Below are 17,629 nucleotides of genomic sequence, written 5' to 3' on the forward strand. Positions count from 1 at the left end.
AAAATGTAATTTCAAATGCTTGCTAAAGCCCCACTCTGGTGGAATGAAAAAGGCCGGGCGAATGCCCGGCCTTTGTTCTTTTTTGTACCCCCGTTTACAGGTGCATCTGGTTCAACCACTTCTCCAGGAAATGGATGTTGAATTCACCCTTCTGGAAAGCTGGATTGGCCAGTAGGCGGTGATGCAGTTCCTGATTGGTTGTTACGCCCAGAATTACCAGTTCATCAATGGCGCGCTGCATGCGGCGGATGCATTTTTCACGATCGCGGGCATGGGTGATGATCTTGGCAATCATTGAGTCGTAGTTCGGAGGGATTTTATAGCCTGTGTATAGCTGTGAGTCGACACGCACACTGCGACCGCCCGGAGCGTGATAGAGCTCCACTGTTCCCGGTGATGGTGTGAATTTAAACGGATGTTCCGCATTAATACGGCACTCGATCGCATGACCCTTGATCTTCAGATCCTTCTGCGCAAAGGCAAGCTTGTCACCTGCCGCTACGCGGATCTGCCACTCAATAAGATCAACGCCGGTAATCCATTCTGTAACCGGATGTTCTACCTGAATCCGGGTATTCATCTCCATGAAATAGAATGACTTGTCTGCATGCATGAGGAATTCAATGGTGCCTGCGCCGACGTAATCAACTGCCTTGGCAGCAGCAAGTCCTGCCGCACATATCTTCTCACGTGTTTCAGGGTCGAGATAGGGGCTTGGTGCTTCTTCAATAACTTTCTGGTTGTTGCGTTGCAGGGAGCATTCGCGCTCGAAGAGGTGTACAAGATTGCCGTGGGTATCACCGAGTACTTGCACTTCGATATGACGAGGTTCTACAAGGAACTTTTCGATAAACACCGTATCGTCGCCGAAGGCTGCACCCGCTTCCGCTTTGCACATCTGGAATGCATTGGCCAGCGATGCTTCAGAGTGAACCACCTTCATGCCGCGACCGCCACCGCCGGCAGAGGCCTTGATGATGATCGGGAACCCAGCCTTCTTGGCAATGGCTCTGGCCTCTTCGATATCTTTGACTGCACCGTCCGAACCCGGCACAAGTGGCACGCCTGCATCTGCCATTTTCTTCTTGGCAGTTACTTTGTCACCCATGATGCGCATCGATTCAGGTCTTGGGCCGATCCATGTCAGCCCCGATTCAATGACGATGTCGGCAAATCCGGCATTCTCAGCCAGAAAACCGAAGCCTGGATGGATGGCTTCGGCATCAGTGAGTTCTGCAGCAGCCATGATGGCTGCAATATTCAGATAGGAGAGATTGCTGGCAGCAGGGCCGATACAGACCGATTCATCAGCAAGCCTTGTATGCATCGAATCACGGTCTGCTTCTGAGTAGACCGCTACCGAACGGATTCCCAGTTCTTTACAGGCACGGATAATACGTACGGCGATTTCGCCTCGATTGGCGATCAGAATTTTGTGAAACATGGTTCCCCCGATCAGCCCAGTGGTGTGATAACAAAAATAGGCTGGCCGTACTCGACCGGCGAAGCATTGGAAACAAGAACCGCTTCCACAACGCCGTCATACTCAGATTCGATCTCGTTCATCATCTTCATCGCTTCAATAATGCAGAGTGTGTCACCTTTCTTTACCTTCTGCCCAACGGTGACAAAATCGTCCGAATCGGGGCTCGAAGCCGCGTAGAATGTACCCACCATTGGAGACGTTACCTGATGCTCATTGCTCGGAGATGCCTCCTCGGCAACAGGCGCAGCAGTGGCAGGGGCCGCAGCAGGGGCCGCAGCAACTGCAACCGGGGCAGGGGCTACGGAAACCACAGGGCTGCCCTGGCGAGAAATGCGAATGGTTTCGCCGCCTTCAGTCAGCTCAATCTCGGTAACATCCGAGCTCTGAATCAGTTTGATAAGTTTGCGAATCTGGGAAATATCCAAGTTATTCTCCTCTATTTTGTTCTGTAATTTGATATAAGTGATCTTGCAGCCCGCGCAGCGCCAGAAGGTACGATGTTCCCCCAAATCCGGCCACGATACCTGTGGCGGCATCTGCCAGCATAGAGCGATGCCTGAAATCTTCACGACGGTGAATGTTGGAGAGATGCACCTCTATAAACGGGATGTTGGTCGCAAGCATGGCATCACGAAGTGCAATGCTGGTGTGTGTGTAGGCGGCAGGGTTAATGACGATGCCATCAATACTCTCACTGGCAGCCTGATGAATGCGGTCAACCAGCTCTCCTTCGTGGTTGCTCTGGTATGTGGTGACTTCAAGGCCGAGGGAGTCGCCCAGGTTAATCAATGACTGGTTGATATCAGCAAGTGTGGTGTGGCCGTAATGCCCGGGTTCTCGGGTGCCGAGCAAGTTCAGGTTGGGTCCATGAATCACAAGAATACGCAAAGTTTTCATGAATCGGACTCCTGGTTCCAGGCATGTTTGAGCATGACAAGCGCATGATCTTCGGGCTGGCGGGCAATAAGTATATCAAGCATTTCATGCGCTTGATTCCTCTCGCCCTGCTTCCAGAGAAGCCTGGCCAGCGTTGCAGATACTGGCGGTTCCATTGTCGCATTGGCATTCTGCAGCTGCAGAGCGCGCTCGGCACTTGCAATGCCCGCTTCAATATGACCAAGCTTGCGCTGTACACGGGCAAGTAGTTTCCAGCCTGCTGTTTCAGAAGGCGCGAATTCAAGCATTTCAGTCAGGATCTGCTCAGCTTTTTCAAAGCGGCTATCTGCTATCGCCTGTTTGGCTGCACTCATGCCTCCTGCAACACCAAACCAGTTGTCGGGAGTTGGAGTCGACTTTGCACTGCCTTGCCGGGTGTTGGGTGCGCTGGCGCTTGCTGTTAGCATGTGCCTCACACTAAGTGTTCGCATAAACTGGGTCAATCGGGTTGAAAGTGAAAACTGGTAAAAAATGATCGATTCCAGCCCAAAAAAGGTTCATTGTGGTTGGTTTTTGTAAATTTCAGTGAGAGTGACATGGCTGACAAAATTACCATACATCTAAATGGAGAGGACCGCACGGTGCATGCTGGATCACTGAGTGAACTGGTTGTTGAGTTGGGTCTTGAAAAACGCATGATCGCTATTGAATGCAATCTCGAAGTTGTTCCCAAGAGTGAATATGATGCCACCCTGTTGAAAGAGGGTGATCGTATAGAGCTGGTACACATGATCGGTGGCGGATGACTTGGTTGCAACGGCTCAGGGCCTTCTGCCTGCAGCCTCTAACGCATTTCAAAGGTGTTTTTGAAATGCTTACTAAATCCCTCATGGATGGGGAAAGGGGAGTTTTGATTCATGTCTGAAGATATCTTTAAGGTTGGTAGCTTTGAATTCAAATCGCGACTGATTGTCGGTTCCGGTAAATATAAAGATTTTCAAACCACCAAAGAGGCCACCGAGGCTTCAGAAGCGGAGATGATTACTGTGGCTGTACGTCGCGTGAATATTACCGACCCGGGCAAGGAGAACCTTCTCGATTATATTGACCCCAAAAAGTACACCATTTTACCCAATACCGCTGGCTGCTTTAATGCTGAAGATGCAGTGCGCACCCTGCGTCTGGCACGTGAAGCTGGCGGGTGGAATCTGGTGAAGCTTGAGGTGCTAGGTGATACGCAGACCCTTTACCCCAACGTTGTCGAGACGATAAAAGCGGCTGAAACTCTGGTTGCCGAAAACTTTGAAGTGATGGTCTACACCAATGATGACCCGATTGTGGCCACCAGGCTTGAGGAGATCGGCTGCGTTGCAGTAATGCCTCTGGGAAACCCGATCGGATCAGGTCGCGGGCTGGCCAATCCGTTTAATATTCGTGTGATTAAAGAGCGTGCCAACGTTCCGATCGTTGTGGATGCAGGTATCGGAACAGCTTCTGATGCTGCCAAAGCGATGGAGTTGGGCGCCGATGCTGCTCTGATCAATACGGCAATTGCCGAGGCGAAGGATGAGTGCTTGATGGCGCGTGCGATGCGTGATGCGGTCAGGGCAGGGCGCATGGCCTATCTGGCAGGGCGCATGCCTAAGCGCGCCTTTGCGAGCGCATCATCGCCAACTGAAGGTTATATCTGGGACTGATCAGCGCCCCGATTGTTCGGTCCCCTTTGTTGCAATCGCCTCTTCGGTGCTCGATCGTTTTCATATACACTCCGCGCCGCGATAGCGCTTGCGCTTTGTTCTCGAACAATATTTCAAGCTGATATCTATTAATGGTTCACTGGTAATCATGAAAAGGGATTAAAATGACTGAATTGAAGAATGATCTATTTTTGCGTGCCTGCCTTAGAGAGGATGTCGAGCGCACACCTGTATGGATGATGCGCCAGGCTGGCCGTTACCTGGCTGAATACCGGGCAACCAGAGCCCGCGCCGGCGGTTTCCTGAACCTCTGCCGCTCGCCTGAAATGTGTTCCGAAGTGACTTTGCAGCCGATTGATATTCTGGATGCGGATGCGGCCATTCTGTTCTCCGATATTCTGGTGGTGCCTGAAGCGATGGGTATGGAGCTTACCTTCGGCGTCGGAGAAGGTCCGAAATTCCCTGACCCGATCAAGTGTCGTGCCGATGTTGAGAAGCTTCCGGTTCTGGATGATCCAAGCCATGAGCTTGGCTATGTGATGGATGCAGTGAGTACAATTCGTCGTGATCTGAATGGTCGGGTGCCTCTGATCGGTTTTGCCGGCAGCCCCTGGACCTTGGCTACCTATATGGTTGAAGGTGGCGGTTCCAAGAACTTCTCCAAGGTTAAGGCGATGATGTTCAACGAGCCTGAAACCATGCACCTGCTGCTTGAAAAACTGGCTGATTCGGTTGCGGCTTATCTGAACGGTCAGATCGCCAGTGGCGCACAGGCTGTACAGATATTCGATACCTGGGGAGGAATCCTGACCACCCGTGATTACAAGGAATTCTCGCTGAAATATATGCAGCGTATCGTTGAGCAGTTGACCCGTGAGAATGAGGGGCGTCGTGTGCCGGTGATCCTCTACTCCAAGGGGGGCATGGGCTGGCTGGAGGCGATGGCCGATACCGGCTGTGATGTTCTGGGGCTGGACTGGTCGATTGATATCGACGAAGCACGCCGTCGTGTGGGAGACAGGGTAGCCCTGCAGGGCAATATGGATCCAACCATGCTCTATGCTAAACCAGCGCGTATTCGCGAAGAGGTGAAGGATATTCTGGCTCGATTCGGTCATGGTAACGGACATGTGTTCAATCTCGGCCACGGTATTACTCCGGACGTGCCGCCTGAGCATGCGATCGAATTCTTCAAGGCTGTACGCGAAGAGTCCGTGAAATATCACCAGTAAGGCTGAACTCAACCTGTTTAAAGGCCGCTCATTGAGCGGCCTTTTTTATTTTTTAATTTCTTTTTAATCACTATGTAGCAACATCAGATGCCAGCTATTTGGAGGATTGATGATTTCTGCAATAAACCGGTTTCTGAAACTTGAATCTGCCAGCGGCATCATGTTGATCGGTGCTGCGTTGATGGCCATGCTGCTGGCAAACTCGCCTCTGTCGCATTATTACGACCTGCTGCTAGATGTTCCGGTCGAGGTTCGTGTCGGCCCGCTGCAGATCGCTAAGCCGCTGCTGCTCTGGATCAATGATGGATTGATGGCCGTTTTCTTCTTTATTGTAGGTCTGGAACTGAAGCGGGAAATACTCGAAGGTGAACTTTCATCTGTACGCGCTATTGCGCTACCTGCCTTTGCCGCCATCGGTGGCATGGTTGTGCCAGCTGCAATTTATATCGTTATCAACGGTGACAATCCGGACACCATGGCGGGATGGGCTATACCGACCGCAACTGATATCGCCTTTGCGCTCGGTATTCTCTCACTGCTTGGCAGCCGGGTTCCTGTGGCGCTGAAAACCTTTCTCGTGTCACTGGCAATATTCGATGATGTCGGGGCCATCATCATTATTGCACTCTTCTATAGCGGGGATCTTGCTACAAGTAGCCTGATTGTGGCCGCAATCTCTGTCGTTGTACTGGCACTCTTTAATCGTATGAAAGTCTACTCATTGGTGCCCTATATCTTTGTCGGTGTGGTGATGTGGGTGGCAGTTCTCAAATCCGGAGTCCATGCCACGCTGGCCGGCGTACTTCTGGCCATGTTTATTCCACTGGCTCCGGAAGATGAAAGCGGTCGGGCGCCTCTCAAGGAACTTGAAAACGACCTGCACGGTTTTGTGGCCTTCTGTGTCCTGCCTCTTTTTGCTTTTGCCAATTCAGGCATCTACCTCGGAAATACGGGCATGGATAACTTGCTGCACCCGGTAACTTTCGGTGTCGCTCTCGGCCTCTTTGTCGGCAAGCAGATCGGAGTGTTCTCATTTGCATGGCTGGCTGTAAAAGCAGGCCTGGCCAAATTGCCATCCAGTGTGAACTGGTCAATGCTGTATGGTGTGGCGATTTTATGCGGCATTGGTTTTACAATGAGCCTCTTCATTGGTTCGCTCGCATTTGAGGGTAGTGGTGATGATCGCTTCTTCGATGAACGCCTGGGAATTATTATTGCCTCGATTCTCTCATCACTGTGCGGTTATCTATGGCTGAAATACTCATTAAGGCGATCATCCTGAATTGCAGGAACGGCTGTTATTACAGCTCGTAAGCAATTATTGCAGCAGAATATTTTTGATGGTGCGACTTAGCTCCGGTATATTGCAAGGTTTGGAGATCACTGCAACCGATCCCATATCCAAGTCATCCGGATTTATCTGCTGTTCACCATAGCCTGTCATGAACAGGAGGGGGATCTCTGGCCTCATCCTGCGGATCGCCTTGGCGGCCTCAACGCCACCCAGCTTCGGCATCACGACATCAAGAATTACCAGTGAGAATTCATCTGGGTTTTGCATGAAAATTTCTAGAGCTTCCGCTCCGTTGCAGGCTTCAACTACGCTATAGTTCAGGCTGGTTAATATTTCAGATGTGATTTCCCGGATGTTTCCATCATCATCAACATGAAGGATTTTTTCGAGTCCGCCTTCAATAGCATGTCTATTTACATGTAAACTTTCTTCAGCCTTCTCAATCAGGGGGAGATAGATGTTGAAACAGGTGTCGCCGGGAGTGCTTTCAACCTCGATAATGCCGTTGTGCTGCTGGACAGCCCCGTAGACCATGGAGAGTCCGAGGCCGGTGCCTTCTCCTGCTGCTTTGGTGGTATAAAAGGGTTCGAAGATCTTCCCAACATCCTCTGTAGGAATGCCACATCCGCTATCTCTCACCTGAAGCAGCGCAAAGTGCGAGGCTATGGTTTGAGGGTGTTGCTCTCTAAATGAGCGATCTGCTTTGAACGATTTAAGGGAGACGGAAACCAGAGCGCTCTCGCCACATGCATCATGTGCATTCTTTAGCAGGTTAATCAGAATCTGTTGTAGCTGTGTGGCGTCGCCCTGTACCGTCAATGGTTCAGGTGTGAAGTCTCCTTTAAGCGTGGTGCTTTCCGGGATTGCGACGCTGGAAATCTTGTATGCCTCTTTAAGCAAGAGCGAGAGATTAACCGGCTTCATGCTGGCAGAGTCCTTATGGGCGAAGGTGAGAAGTTGTTTGATCATCTGCGCAGCCCTCAAAGAGAGCTCCTCCGCAGCAGAGAGCTGTCCGGCAGCCTTTGGTGAGAGAGCTGCCCTCGTTTTAATCAGATAGAGGTTGCCTAGGATGCCGGCCAGCATGTTGTTGAATTCATGAGCAATGCCGCTGGCCAGTGTGCCGATGGCCTCCATCTTCTGTGATTGACGCATCTGCTGCTCCATCTGCTCTTGCTCGGAGATATCCTGTGAAATGCATACGTAACCGGAAATCTGATCGGAAGAGGTATCAAACACAGGAGAGATAGATGTGAGTGCGGGATACAGGCTGCCATCCTTTCGTTTATTGATAATGCGCCCCTCCCAGCTGTTGCCCCGGGTGATGGTTTTCCACATCTTTTCAAAGAAGGCATTGTCATGATGTGAACTGCGCAGAATCGAAGGTTTTGCTCCTATAGCCTCCTGCTTTGGAATACCGGTTATCGTTTCAAAGGCATCGTTTAGATACTCGATCGTCCCATCCGGAGCGGTAATCATGAGGATTTCGGATGCCTGCTGCACCGCTGCGTTGAGCTTGCTAAGTTCGCTGGTACGTCTGGCCACAAGCGCCTCAAGCTCATGCTGTATCTGCTGTCGGAGCTCTTCGGCGTGCTTTCGCTCGGTAATATCACGGGCGGTAACCGCATAGCATGGGTCATTTTCAAGGTTCAGGGTGCATGCGGTGATTTCGAGCGGAAGCGGGGAGAGATGTTTTCGACGCCCTTCAAGTTCACAGACTTTCTGTCCCTTCTTACTGGCAATCGATCCGGGATTCAGGTCTGGAATCAGCTGATCGATGTTCAACCTTGCCAGCTCCTGCTCAGACATGGCGAAAAGCCTGCATGCAGCTGGATTGGCTTCACGGACATCGCCATTGGCCGAAATAATCAGGATGGCGTCGAAGGCGTGCTGTATCAGGGAGCGGTATCGGCTGCGGCTCTCCTTGAGTGCAATCTCCGCATCATTGAACTGCTGGCGAATTCGAGCTGACTGTTTCATGGCCTGCTCGAGAAGCTCTACGCGTTGTTTAAGTGTTTTGTTTTCCAGTTCCAGATCAGAGCTCATTGGCACTTATCCCAGTTCTGGATATGCAATATCCGTTCCGCATCGAAGTGTTCTCAGGTAGTCGAGCGCGGCAGGAACATGCTCGCCGGCAATAATCGAGCCGTGTTGCGGCAGGATTGCATCAATCGGGAGATCGGCGATCTTATTGACGAAGCCTTTGGCAGCAATATTTGATGCCATGTAGTCGATATGGAAAAGATCCATGTTGAGTGCGTGCTTTTCAAAGTCCTGAGTGACGAGATTCCAGTCGGTGGTCAGGGCGGCCCAGATATCCCCTGAAAAGAGAAAACGGGCACTTTCACTATAGGTTACAAATGCGGCAGGAGAGTGAAGAAATGGCGCGGTAATAAATCTCAGGGCCATGCCGGAAGAGAGCTGATAACGAGGGTTCTCCTCAATATCGAAAGCAGTGAACTCCATCTCGCCGTAGTGGGGCAGTAGCACCATTGTACGCGGCGATGTGAATACTTTGGCTTTCGGGTTTAATGCCAGCCAGTCTACCATCGAGGCAGCAACATCAGGATCCTGATGGCAAAGGATCATGCCGGAGACCGATTCCGGATTCATGATCTGTTGTACACGGCTTTTAATCTGCTCGAAATAGCTCCTGGAGCCGGGGTCGACAATAATTGCCTCTTCGCCATCGACAATCAGATAGGCATTACAGCGGAAGGCGGTGTCATCAGTGATGCCAAGCCAGTAGATGGAATGGCCATCCTGCTGGTACAGAAGGGTGGGCTTCATCATGTCGATCCCTGTATCTACGAACAAATTTCCCCGCATCTGTTCTTCTCTCCTGTCACTCCAGCCCCTTCTGTTCGGGTGGGTGATCCACAATCAACTATCTATCGCATTATCGCCAATATACTTGAGGCTTAAAATTAAATAACTTTTTCCATGAGAGATTCGCAGCAATATTACGTTGGGTGAGGTGTGCGGGTTAAGTCGGCGTAACTGCGGTCCCCATTTCGATTCAAGATATAATACGGAATTGCGATGCCATCTCTGCTGACCCAGAGTTGGGGGTATCCATGGCTGCATTCCGATTCAATAAACCGTATGGGGTTCTGACCCAGTTCACTGACCAGCAGGGGCGTGAAACCCTTGCAGACTACATCGATATTCCCGGCATCTATGCTGCCGGCCGGCTGGATCGTGATAGCGAGGGGTTGCTGCTGTTGACGGATGACGGGAAGCTGCAGCATCGTATTGCCCATCCAAGGCATAAGCTGGAAAAAACCTACTGGGCTCAGGTGGAAGGGGAGATCACCACTGAAGCGATCCAGAAGCTTCGGAATGGCGTTGAGCTGAAAGACGGTATGACCCGGCCAGCCAGAGCGAAAAAAATCGATCCGCCGTCCATGCTATGGACTCGCAATCCTCCGATCCGTTACCGGGCTGAAATTCCAACTTCATGGATCGAACTGAAGATCAGCGAAGGGCGCAACCGTCAGGTTCGCCGTATGACAGCGGCGGTCGGTTTCCCGACCCTACGCCTGATCCGTTACGCTATTGGTCCGATCACGCTTGATGGGCTGAAGCCGGGGGGGTGCTCAGAAGTGGAGGAGCAATCGCTATGGGGGCTGTTTCCAGAAATGGGTAAAAAGTCCCCGAAATCATCTTCTTCTGTTGGGAAATTTCGCCGCTCTAAAGGGAGAAAGTGACTCTTTCAGGCTAGGTGTCCGGTCATTTTTTGAGGTTGAAGCAAGAATTGGCGCCTGCTTTTCAAGGGGGTTAACAGGCCCGGGCGCGAAAGGGAGAAGATAGATGAGCCGGAAATGGTGAAGGATTCGATGACCGACGGGTGCCGGCACTGTTTCAGTGCGATCGCTATCAAGGCAGCACACAGGCCTAACTCTACAGGTGCGATTGATTGATTCTGTTCTTTGTCATGCATTAAAAAGGGAGGCCAGCGGGCCTCCCTTTTTAATGCTTTTTTGTCTGAATGAATTCGTTTATTTCAGGCTGTTCAGGAATGCGATGACCTCATCTGCCGCTGCGCCTTCAACTTTCTGGGAATTCATCTTGGTCTTGCCTCCGGCATCTTTCGCCATCCCTTTTGAATCTGCAATCCAAGCCTTCATGTTATCCTCATTCCAGACGAAGTCTGCGCTTGCAAGATAGTTACCATACTTGAAGCCCTCAGCTGAGCCTGCTTTCTTACCCATGATTCCGAAGAGGTTAGGGCCGACCTTGCTGCTGCCGCCCTGTTCAAATGTATGGCACGCTTTACACTTGCCTTCGGCTCCGGCGACGGCTTCGCCGACGGCAAAGGCGCTGCTCATAATTACTGCGGTTGTAATGATCATCGTGCTTTTTTTCATATCACGCTCCTGTGACTGGAATAATGGAAGTAGCATATTATGAAATTATTATATGTAAACGTGCAATAATTGCACTGCTGATTGTCAGGCTGGGTTGGGGCGCAAAAACTAAAAAGGGAGCCAGAAGGCTCCCTTTTTGACTGGATTCAGAACCAATTAGTTCTTGGATTTGTCCACAATCTTTTTGATCCAAGGCATCATGCCGCGCAGCTTGGCGCCGGTCACTTCGATCGGGTGAGCAGCATTGAGGCGGCGCATGGCAGTCATGGACGGGTAGTTGGTCGCGCCCTCAACGATGAACTGCTTGGCGTATTCGCCGGTCTGGATGTTTTTCAGACACTCACGCATCGCCTTTTTAGACTCTTCGTTAATTACGCGGCTACCGGTTACATACTCGCCATACTCGGCATTGTTGGAAATGGAGTAGTTCATGTTGGCGATACCGCCTTCGTACATCAGATCAACGATCAGTTTCAGCTCATGCAGGCACTCGAAATATGCCATTTCAGGCGCGTAACCCGCTTCGGTGAGGGTTTCAAAACCGGCCTTCACCAGTTCAACAGCACCACCACACAGAACTGCCTGCTCACCGAACAGGTCGGTTTCGGTCTCATCCTTGAATGTGGTCTCAATAATGCCGGTACGGCCACCACCAATCGCAGATGCGTAGGAGAGGGCGATATCCTTCGCGTTACCGGATGCGTCCTGGAAAACTGCGATCAGATCAGGGATGCCGCCGCCGTTGACGAACTCGTTACGAACAGTGTGTCCCGGAGCTTTTGGTGCGATCATGATCACGTTGAGATCGGCGCGTGGTACGATCTGGTTGTAGTGGATCGCAAAGCCGTGTGCAAAAGCAAGTGTTGCGCCCTGTTTCAGGTTAGGCACGAGTTCGTTCTTGTACAGGTCGGACTGGAACTCATCCGGAGTCAGTACCATTACCAGATCGGCATTCGCTGTAGCATCAGCAACGCTGGCAACTTTCAGGCCACAGGCCTCAGCTTTGGCGATAGAGCCGGATCCGGCACGCAGGCCGACAGTAACATCAACGCCAGAATCCTTCAGGTTGTTGGCATGGGCGTGACCCTGTGAACCGTAACCGAGGATAGCTACCTTGGTGTTCTGGATAATGGAAAGATCTGCGTCTTTATCGTAATAGACGTTTAGAGCCATGAGGCATTCTCCTGTACAATGTTTGTTCTAAAATTCAAGGCGGCGCAGCATATACGTTTCGCCGCCATAATTCATCCACTTTTGATCAGTTGAAGTCAGGCTCTATTCAATCCTGGCTGAATACCGAACCGACACCCTCATCTGTAAAGATTTCAAGCAGCAAGGCGTGGGGAACCCGGCCATCAATAATATGTGCCTGGCCAACGCCGGAAGCTACTGCATCCAGGCAGCACTGCACCTTGGGAATCATGCCGCCGGCAATGGTTCCGTCCTCAATCAGGCCGTTGGTTTCACTGGCGCTGAGTTTGGATATGAGCTCCTTCTCACGGTTGAGTACGCCGGGCACGTCGGTCAGCAAAATCAGTTTGGCTGCTCCCAATGCTTCGGCAATGGCTCCGGCCACAAGGTCTGCATTGATATTATAGCTGTGGCCTTCACTCTTGTGGTAGCCGACAGGAGCGATCACCGGGATAAACCGGTCGCGATCGAGCAGTTCCAGAATGGCTGTGTTGATCGAATGAACCTTGCCAACATGACCCAGATCAATGATCTCCGGTACATCCAGCTCAGGCGCATTTCTCTCCATCTGCATCTTACGTGCACAGATCAATCCACCATCTTTGCCGGAGAGCCCTACGGCTTTACCGCCCGCTTTATTGATGTTGGCGACAATCTCTTTGTTTACAAGGCCGGCCAGTACCATTTCTACGATGTCCATGGTTTCACTGTCGGTGACCCGCATGCCTTCGATGAATTTAGCCTCTTTGCCGATCTTTTTCAGCAGTTGGCCGATCTGGGGCCCGCCACCGTGTACAATTACCGGATTGATGCCTACCTGCTTGAGGAGGGTTATATCGGCAGCAAAACTTGCCTTGAGCTGCTCGTCGACCATGGCATGGCCGCCGTATTTGATGACGATGGTCTGGTCGGCAAACCGTTGCAGGTAGGGGAGCGCCTCTACGAGTGTGGCGGCGCGGGCTTCGCTGTGTCTCATCATTGATCCATCTCCTCAACGGGTACGGTTTTACGCACATGCTCCGGTTCGCAGTCCAGCAGCTTCGACCAGAGCCAGATCAGCGCACAGGCAGCAGAAGTGATGCCGAGGCTTAAGGCAAGTCTTGGATCATTCGGGTCCTGCAACTGGCTGCCTAGCGGAATCAGTACGATAATGACCGTTGCAAGTGCTGCCAGTCGTGTCCATCCGACCGGTTGTCTGAACAGAATACTGGCTGCACCGGGTATGGAGATCAGTGCATAGAGTGTCACTACAATCCAGTGGTTTTCGGCATTGACGCTGGTAAGGCTCGCCCAGATGCCTTCGCCGTTGCCCAGTTGCTGCTCAATGGCTGCGGCAGCAACAAGAACTACAATGGCTGAGAGTGTCCACATGATCCATCCCATCCAGGCGCTGTTTCTTGCCAGCCGGTTCATCCAGACGCCGTTGCCGATCACAAACATTGCTGCTGCAAATGTCATGCCCCATGGCGCCAAACTGAAATCAATATTCATGCTACGTCCTTTTAACCACTTGATGGACAAACTCTAGCGGCTCCCTCTATCGAAATCACGCCGATTCATATTCATGGCCTTTAGAGCCCCGTACGCATACCGGCATGGTGCATAAATATAGTGCGTCACTGCCTATATATTAATCACAAAAGGGGCGAGTGTGATTGGCATGGCTTTCATAAACCATTGAAAATAAAGGAATCTAAGAAAGTTGGTACGGATGGCATACCGGATGCTTTATAAAGAGTGTCTGAAGAGAAACTTTTTATTTAAAGGAGCGAAAAATGAAATCAAAGAAGAACATAGTGAGCACTGTGGCCGCCTTGATGTTGCTCGGTGCAGGAAGTGTTTCAACAGCCCAAGCTGAAGATCTTCCAATTGCTGGCGACATAGGTGTTTATAGCCAATACATGTGGCGTGGTATGCAGGCTTCTCCAAGTGCATCTGTACAGGGTGACCTGGGAGTAGAATCAGACTTTGGTCTTTCAGCGAATGTCTGGTTTGCAGCACCACTGGGCAATGCAGCAAATGGTAACAACACCACCGAGTTTGACTTTACCGTAGACTATTCAACTGAGTTCGGAGGCGTTGGGGTGTCAGTTGGTTACATCTACTACCTGTATCAAAATGCCTCTTCTCTGAACACTGGAGAGCTTTATGCAGGCCTAAGCTACGGCCCTGTTTCGGCGACTTACTACTATGCTGTAAATGCGAATAAGAACGGGTGGAAAAAGGATGCTTATGTAGACTTGGGTCTGTCCCATTCATATGGAGGATTCGATATGGGAGCAAACTTCGGTTTCTACCTTCCTTCAAATGATGTAAACAATCCAACTGCATTTCCAACCACCAAGAATGAACTGGGCCACATCGATTTGTCTCTGAGTAAGGACGTTGAGTTGGGCGGCGGCGTGACAATGACCCCATCTCTGCTGGTGTCAGTTCCTACCTATACGGGCAAGCCTAATGGTGCCAGCCAATTCGTCGCTGGTGTGAATTTCGCCTACTGATTTTCCACCCCCTCCCTGGTTGGAAAGAGGAAGGGGGACGGCTGCAACCGTCCCCCGGACCCTAAAGTTCAAACGTCTGAGAGAAACTTCAAGGAGATGCAAGTATGAAAATGATAAGAGCCATTATCAAGCCATTCAGGCTGGATGATGTGAAAGACAAGCTACTGGAGATCGGTGTGACCGGCCTGACAGTGACAGAAGTCCGTGGTCATGGTCGACAGAAAGGTCACACAGAACTCTACCGTGGTGCGGAGTACAGCGTTGACTTCGTGCCGAAAACCGAGATTTCCGTGGTGGTGATGGCTGATATGGTTGACGCGGTGGTGGATGCCATCGTTGAGGCAGCCCGATCGGGAAAGGTTGGCGATGGCAAGATCTTCGTCAGCGATGTTGAAAAAGTAATTCGTATCCGCACCGGTGAAACCGATGTGGAAGCGCTAAGTTAAAGGAGGAAAAAGATGGAACAGATCGCTGGAGATATTCTCCAAACCAAATACGCACTCGACACCTTTTACTTCCTGGTGATGGGCGCATTCGTGATGTGGATGGCCGCCGGCTTCTCAATGCTTGAGGCTGGCCTGGTCCGCTCAAAGAACACGGCCGAGATTCTGACCAAGAATATCGTGCTCTATTCGATCGCATGTGTGATGTACATGCTGGTCGGTTATAATATTATGTATGGTGATTCAATATCATCACTGATCCCGGGGATTAGCTTCGGTCTCGGTGGTGACAACGAGGCGGCTGCTGTTCTGGCAGGTGGCGAGGATGCTCCATACTACTCCAATCTGTCGGACTTCTTCTTCCAGGTTGTGTTTGTGGCTACTGCCATGTCGATCGTTTCCGGTGCTGTTGCCGAACGCATGAAGCTCTGGGCCTTCTTCGCCTTTGCGATCGTGCTGACCGGTTTCATCTATCCGGTACAGGGTATGTGGAAGTGGGGCGGCGGTTTCCTTGATGAGGCAGGCTTCCTTGATTTTGCCGGTTCCGGTGTGGTTCATATGACAGGTGCTGCTGCAGCGCTTGCAGGTGTACTGCTGCTGGGTGCCCGTAAAGGCAAGTATGGCAAGGATGGCTCGGTAAACGCTATCCCCGGTGCCAACCTTCCTATGGCAACGCTTGGTACCTTCATCCTCTGGATGGGCTGGTTCGGCTTTAACGGCGGTTCCGAGCTGAAGGTTTCCGATATTGCCGAGGCCAATGCAACCGCGATGGTGTTTGTGAATACCAACATGGCTGCAGCCGGTGGTTGTATTGCTGCTCTGTTGATTGCACGTCTCTGGTTCGGCAAGGCCGATCTGACCATGGCGCTCAACGGTGCTCTGGCCGGGCTGGTATCCATTACCGCTGAGCCGCTGACTCCAAGCCCGGAGCTGGCCACCCTGATTGGTGCCATCGGTGGTGCACTGGTGGTTGCTTCGATCATTACACTTGATACCAAGTTCAAGATCGACGATCCGGTCGGTGCGATCTCGGTGCATGGTGTGGTCGGTATCTGGGGTCTGCTTGCAGTCTGTCTCTCCAATCCGGATGCAACGCTTTCCGCGCAGCTTCTCGGTATTGGCGTGATCTTCGCATGGGTGTTTATCACCAGCCTGATCGTCTGGGCTATTGTGAAGGCTGCTGTCGGTATCCGCGTCTCCGAAGAGGAGGAGTATGAAGGTCTTGATGTGGGTGAGTGCGGTCTTGAGGCCTACCCTGAATTCACCCAGAACAGGGCCAAATAAAGGATTACAGCTGGTAAATAAAATATTTCCACCCGGTATAGAAATATCATGCCTGCTGTAAACGAGTTGGGAGCGGATTTAGTCCGCTCCCGATTCGTGTTTAAATAAAAAATAATCGGAGCCAGGAGTTCCGGTTTACCAAAGAGGTGAGTGAATATGAGTACATCACTGTTGTTGCATGCACTTTCACTGAATGACCGTATTCTTGAGCCCAACCAGTTGCCGGTTTCCGGCCATGTTTGGGGATATGATAAAGAGCACACCAGCCGGGAAGAGTTTGTCGGCAACTGCATCAGCATGCTCTCTCTTCTCCATATTCAGGATGCGGAGATCAACTGGGACGACGATATCATGGCCTTTGATGTTACCCGCAAAGGGCAGCCTGCCACGGTGATCATCTCCCTGCAGGACGATTCGTTGACCTCCGACTACTTCTATTTTTTGGGTATCTGGATTCGCCCTCAATCAGCTGCCCAGTCTGAACTTGAGCTGATGAGTGATCTGATCTCCTGGCAGGAGGAGGATCTTCTGCAGCCGGCGATGAGTTATTCTGTTCGTTTTGCCGCCGAGCCTCTGCAGTTGTCGGAAATCAGGAAAATGATAGGTGGAGAAGTCTTCGCGCAGCGGTTGTATGGCGATGGTCTCTATCTTTGTGGCATGACCGAGGCCTATCCTATTCCATCCGGTAAGTTTGTGATCTGTCCGGCAAGCCATATGCAGAATTTCGTGCGCCATGAGATTCGCCACGCGCTCTATTCATTGCGCAACCTGATGGGATTGATGAGCAGTGTCATGAATATCTACGACAGCATGGCCGAAAACAGCACGGCCACGGAGCTGTGCCAGCAGCTGCTGGAGATCATGGCGGTGGTTGAAAGAGAGTCACCTGAACCACTGCAGTGGGATCAGCTGGTGCGCAGAAACGGGGCTATTGCGTTACGTATCGCTTCACAGGGAAACCAGAGCAGAAAGCTGCAGGCGAGACTTAAAGGAATCCGGCGCCTGTTTGATGTCATTCTGGCAGAGCTTGATGTGCATGAGATGCAGGGGCTGCCATCACTGGCCAATCGCATGCTGACACCTTTTGACCATGTGCAGGACACTATTGATGAATTTGAAGAGATGCTGATGCAGGCTGAAAAACAGACACAGATTCTTCAGCCGTTGATGCACTCACGCATGCTGGCAGGTCAACAGATACTGCTGGAAAAATTGATGCAGACCGTTCTGTCTGACCAATCTGAGTAATAGGAGATAA

At 51.3% G+C, this 17,629-nt stretch carries 19 protein-coding genes; 9 read left to right on the forward strand and 10 right to left on the reverse strand.

All coding sequences use genetic code 11. The annotated features are described in order from the left end of the window. Window positions 1-94: 94 nt before the first annotated feature. Genes accC through Ga0123462_RS04930 form a run of 4 tightly spaced genes read right to left on the reverse strand, consistent with a single transcriptional unit; the run spans window position 95 to window position 2,829 of the window. On the reverse strand, window positions 95-1,444 hold the full coding sequence (gene accC / locus Ga0123462_RS04915; RefSeq protein ID WP_100265277.1) for an acetyl-CoA carboxylase biotin carboxylase subunit: 1,350 nt from the start codon (window positions 1,442-1,444) through the stop codon (window positions 95-97). 11 nt (window positions 1,445-1,455) lie between these two features. Beyond that, a complete protein-coding gene (gene accB / locus Ga0123462_RS04920) occupies window positions 1,456-1,911 on the reverse strand; it encodes an acetyl-CoA carboxylase biotin carboxyl carrier protein (RefSeq protein WP_100265278.1) in 456 nt (151 codons plus the stop codon). Between the two features lies 1 nt (window position 1,912). Beyond that, entirely contained in the window at window positions 1,913-2,383 is a 471-nt protein-coding gene (gene aroQ / locus Ga0123462_RS04925; protein WP_100265279.1) for a type II 3-dehydroquinate dehydratase, read from the reverse strand. After that, a complete protein-coding gene (locus tag Ga0123462_RS04930; protein WP_232726646.1) occupies window positions 2,380-2,829 on the reverse strand; it encodes a hypothetical protein in 450 nt (149 codons plus the stop codon). The genes aroQ and Ga0123462_RS04930 overlap by 4 nt, the downstream gene beginning before the upstream one ends. Window positions 2,830-2,958: 129 nt before the next feature. Between Ga0123462_RS04930 and thiS the strand changes: the two genes are divergently transcribed. From thiS to nhaA, 4 genes are all read left to right on the forward strand, one after another. Continuing rightward, window positions 2,959-3,168 (forward strand): sulfur carrier protein ThiS, encoded by a 210-nt coding sequence (gene thiS / locus Ga0123462_RS04935; protein ID WP_100265281.1) that lies wholly within the window; start codon window positions 2,959-2,961, stop codon window positions 3,166-3,168. A 111-nt stretch (window positions 3,169-3,279) separates the two neighbouring features. Beyond that, complete coding sequence (locus tag Ga0123462_RS04940) at window positions 3,280-4,059, forward strand: thiazole synthase (RefSeq protein WP_100265282.1); 780 nt, start codon at window positions 3,280-3,282, stop codon at window positions 4,057-4,059. Window positions 4,060-4,223: 164 nt separating this feature from the next. Next, window positions 4,224-5,291, forward strand: a complete 1,068-nt coding sequence (hemE, locus tag Ga0123462_RS04945; protein WP_100265283.1) for a uroporphyrinogen decarboxylase — start codon at window positions 4,224-4,226, stop codon at window positions 5,289-5,291. Between the two features lie 109 nt (window positions 5,292-5,400). Further along, a complete protein-coding gene (gene nhaA / locus Ga0123462_RS04950; RefSeq protein ID WP_100265284.1) occupies window positions 5,401-6,573 on the forward strand; it encodes a Na+/H+ antiporter NhaA in 1,173 nt (390 codons plus the stop codon). A 36-nt stretch (window positions 6,574-6,609) separates the two neighbouring features. On the opposite strand, the gene Ga0123462_RS04955 is transcribed toward nhaA, so the two are convergent. Both Ga0123462_RS04955 and Ga0123462_RS04960 read right to left on the reverse strand, forming a co-directional pair. Further along, entirely contained in the window at window positions 6,610-8,628 is a 2,019-nt protein-coding gene (locus tag Ga0123462_RS04955) for a PAS domain-containing hybrid sensor histidine kinase/response regulator (RefSeq protein WP_100265285.1), read from the reverse strand. A gap of 6 nt (window positions 8,629-8,634) precedes the next feature. Beyond that, a complete protein-coding gene (locus tag Ga0123462_RS04960) occupies window positions 8,635-9,411 on the reverse strand; it encodes an oxygen-binding di-iron domain-containing protein (RefSeq protein WP_100265286.1) in 777 nt (258 codons plus the stop codon). A 248-nt stretch (window positions 9,412-9,659) separates the two neighbouring features. Here Ga0123462_RS04960 and Ga0123462_RS04965 point away from each other — a divergent pair, with 248 nt between their 5' ends. After that, entirely contained in the window at window positions 9,660-10,292 is a 633-nt protein-coding gene (locus tag Ga0123462_RS04965; protein ID WP_100265287.1) for an rRNA large subunit pseudouridine synthase E, read from the forward strand. A gap of 291 nt (window positions 10,293-10,583) precedes the next feature. On the opposite strand, the gene Ga0123462_RS04970 is transcribed toward Ga0123462_RS04965, so the two are convergent. The 4 genes from Ga0123462_RS04970 to Ga0123462_RS04985 form a co-directional block, all read right to left on the reverse strand. Continuing rightward, entirely contained in the window at window positions 10,584-10,952 is a 369-nt protein-coding gene (locus Ga0123462_RS04970) for a c-type cytochrome (RefSeq protein WP_100265288.1), read from the reverse strand. A 156-nt stretch (window positions 10,953-11,108) separates the two neighbouring features. Further along, a complete protein-coding gene (ilvC, locus tag Ga0123462_RS04975) occupies window positions 11,109-12,125 on the reverse strand; it encodes a ketol-acid reductoisomerase (protein ID WP_100265289.1) in 1,017 nt (338 codons plus the stop codon). 106 nt (window positions 12,126-12,231) lie between these two features. Then, the gene (gene argB, locus Ga0123462_RS04980) at window positions 12,232-13,119 is read right to left on the reverse strand and encodes an acetylglutamate kinase (RefSeq protein WP_100266497.1); all 888 of its coding nucleotides are present in this window, start codon (window positions 13,117-13,119) and stop codon (window positions 12,232-12,234) included. Beyond that, on the reverse strand, window positions 13,119-13,634 hold the full coding sequence (locus Ga0123462_RS04985; protein ID WP_100265290.1) for a hypothetical protein: 516 nt from the start codon (window positions 13,632-13,634) through the stop codon (window positions 13,119-13,121). The genes argB and Ga0123462_RS04985 overlap by 1 nt, the downstream gene beginning before the upstream one ends. A gap of 284 nt (window positions 13,635-13,918) precedes the next feature. On the opposite strand from Ga0123462_RS04985, the gene Ga0123462_RS04990 reads away from it, so the two are divergent. The 4 genes from Ga0123462_RS04990 (at window position 13,919) to Ga0123462_RS05005 (ending at window position 17,619) form a co-directional block, all read left to right on the forward strand. Then, window positions 13,919-14,644, forward strand: a complete 726-nt coding sequence (locus Ga0123462_RS04990; RefSeq protein ID WP_100265291.1) for a TorF family putative porin — start codon at window positions 13,919-13,921, stop codon at window positions 14,642-14,644. A 104-nt stretch (window positions 14,645-14,748) separates the two neighbouring features. Continuing rightward, window positions 14,749-15,090: a P-II family nitrogen regulator gene (locus Ga0123462_RS04995; RefSeq protein ID WP_100265292.1), complete on the forward strand. Its 342-nt coding sequence runs from the start codon at window positions 14,749-14,751 to the stop codon at window positions 15,088-15,090. A gap of 12 nt (window positions 15,091-15,102) precedes the next feature. Next, window positions 15,103-16,371, forward strand: a complete 1,269-nt coding sequence (locus tag Ga0123462_RS05000; protein WP_100265293.1) for an ammonium transporter — start codon at window positions 15,103-15,105, stop codon at window positions 16,369-16,371. Between the two features lie 156 nt (window positions 16,372-16,527). Continuing rightward, complete coding sequence (locus Ga0123462_RS05005) at window positions 16,528-17,619, forward strand: hypothetical protein (RefSeq protein ID WP_100265294.1); 1,092 nt, start codon at window positions 16,528-16,530, stop codon at window positions 17,617-17,619. The last annotated feature ends 10 nt before the right edge of the window (window positions 17,620-17,629 follow it).

Source organism: Mariprofundus ferrinatatus, from assembly GCF_002795825.1.
Classification (GTDB): Bacteria; Pseudomonadota; Zetaproteobacteria; order Mariprofundales; family Mariprofundaceae; genus Mariprofundus; species Mariprofundus ferrinatatus.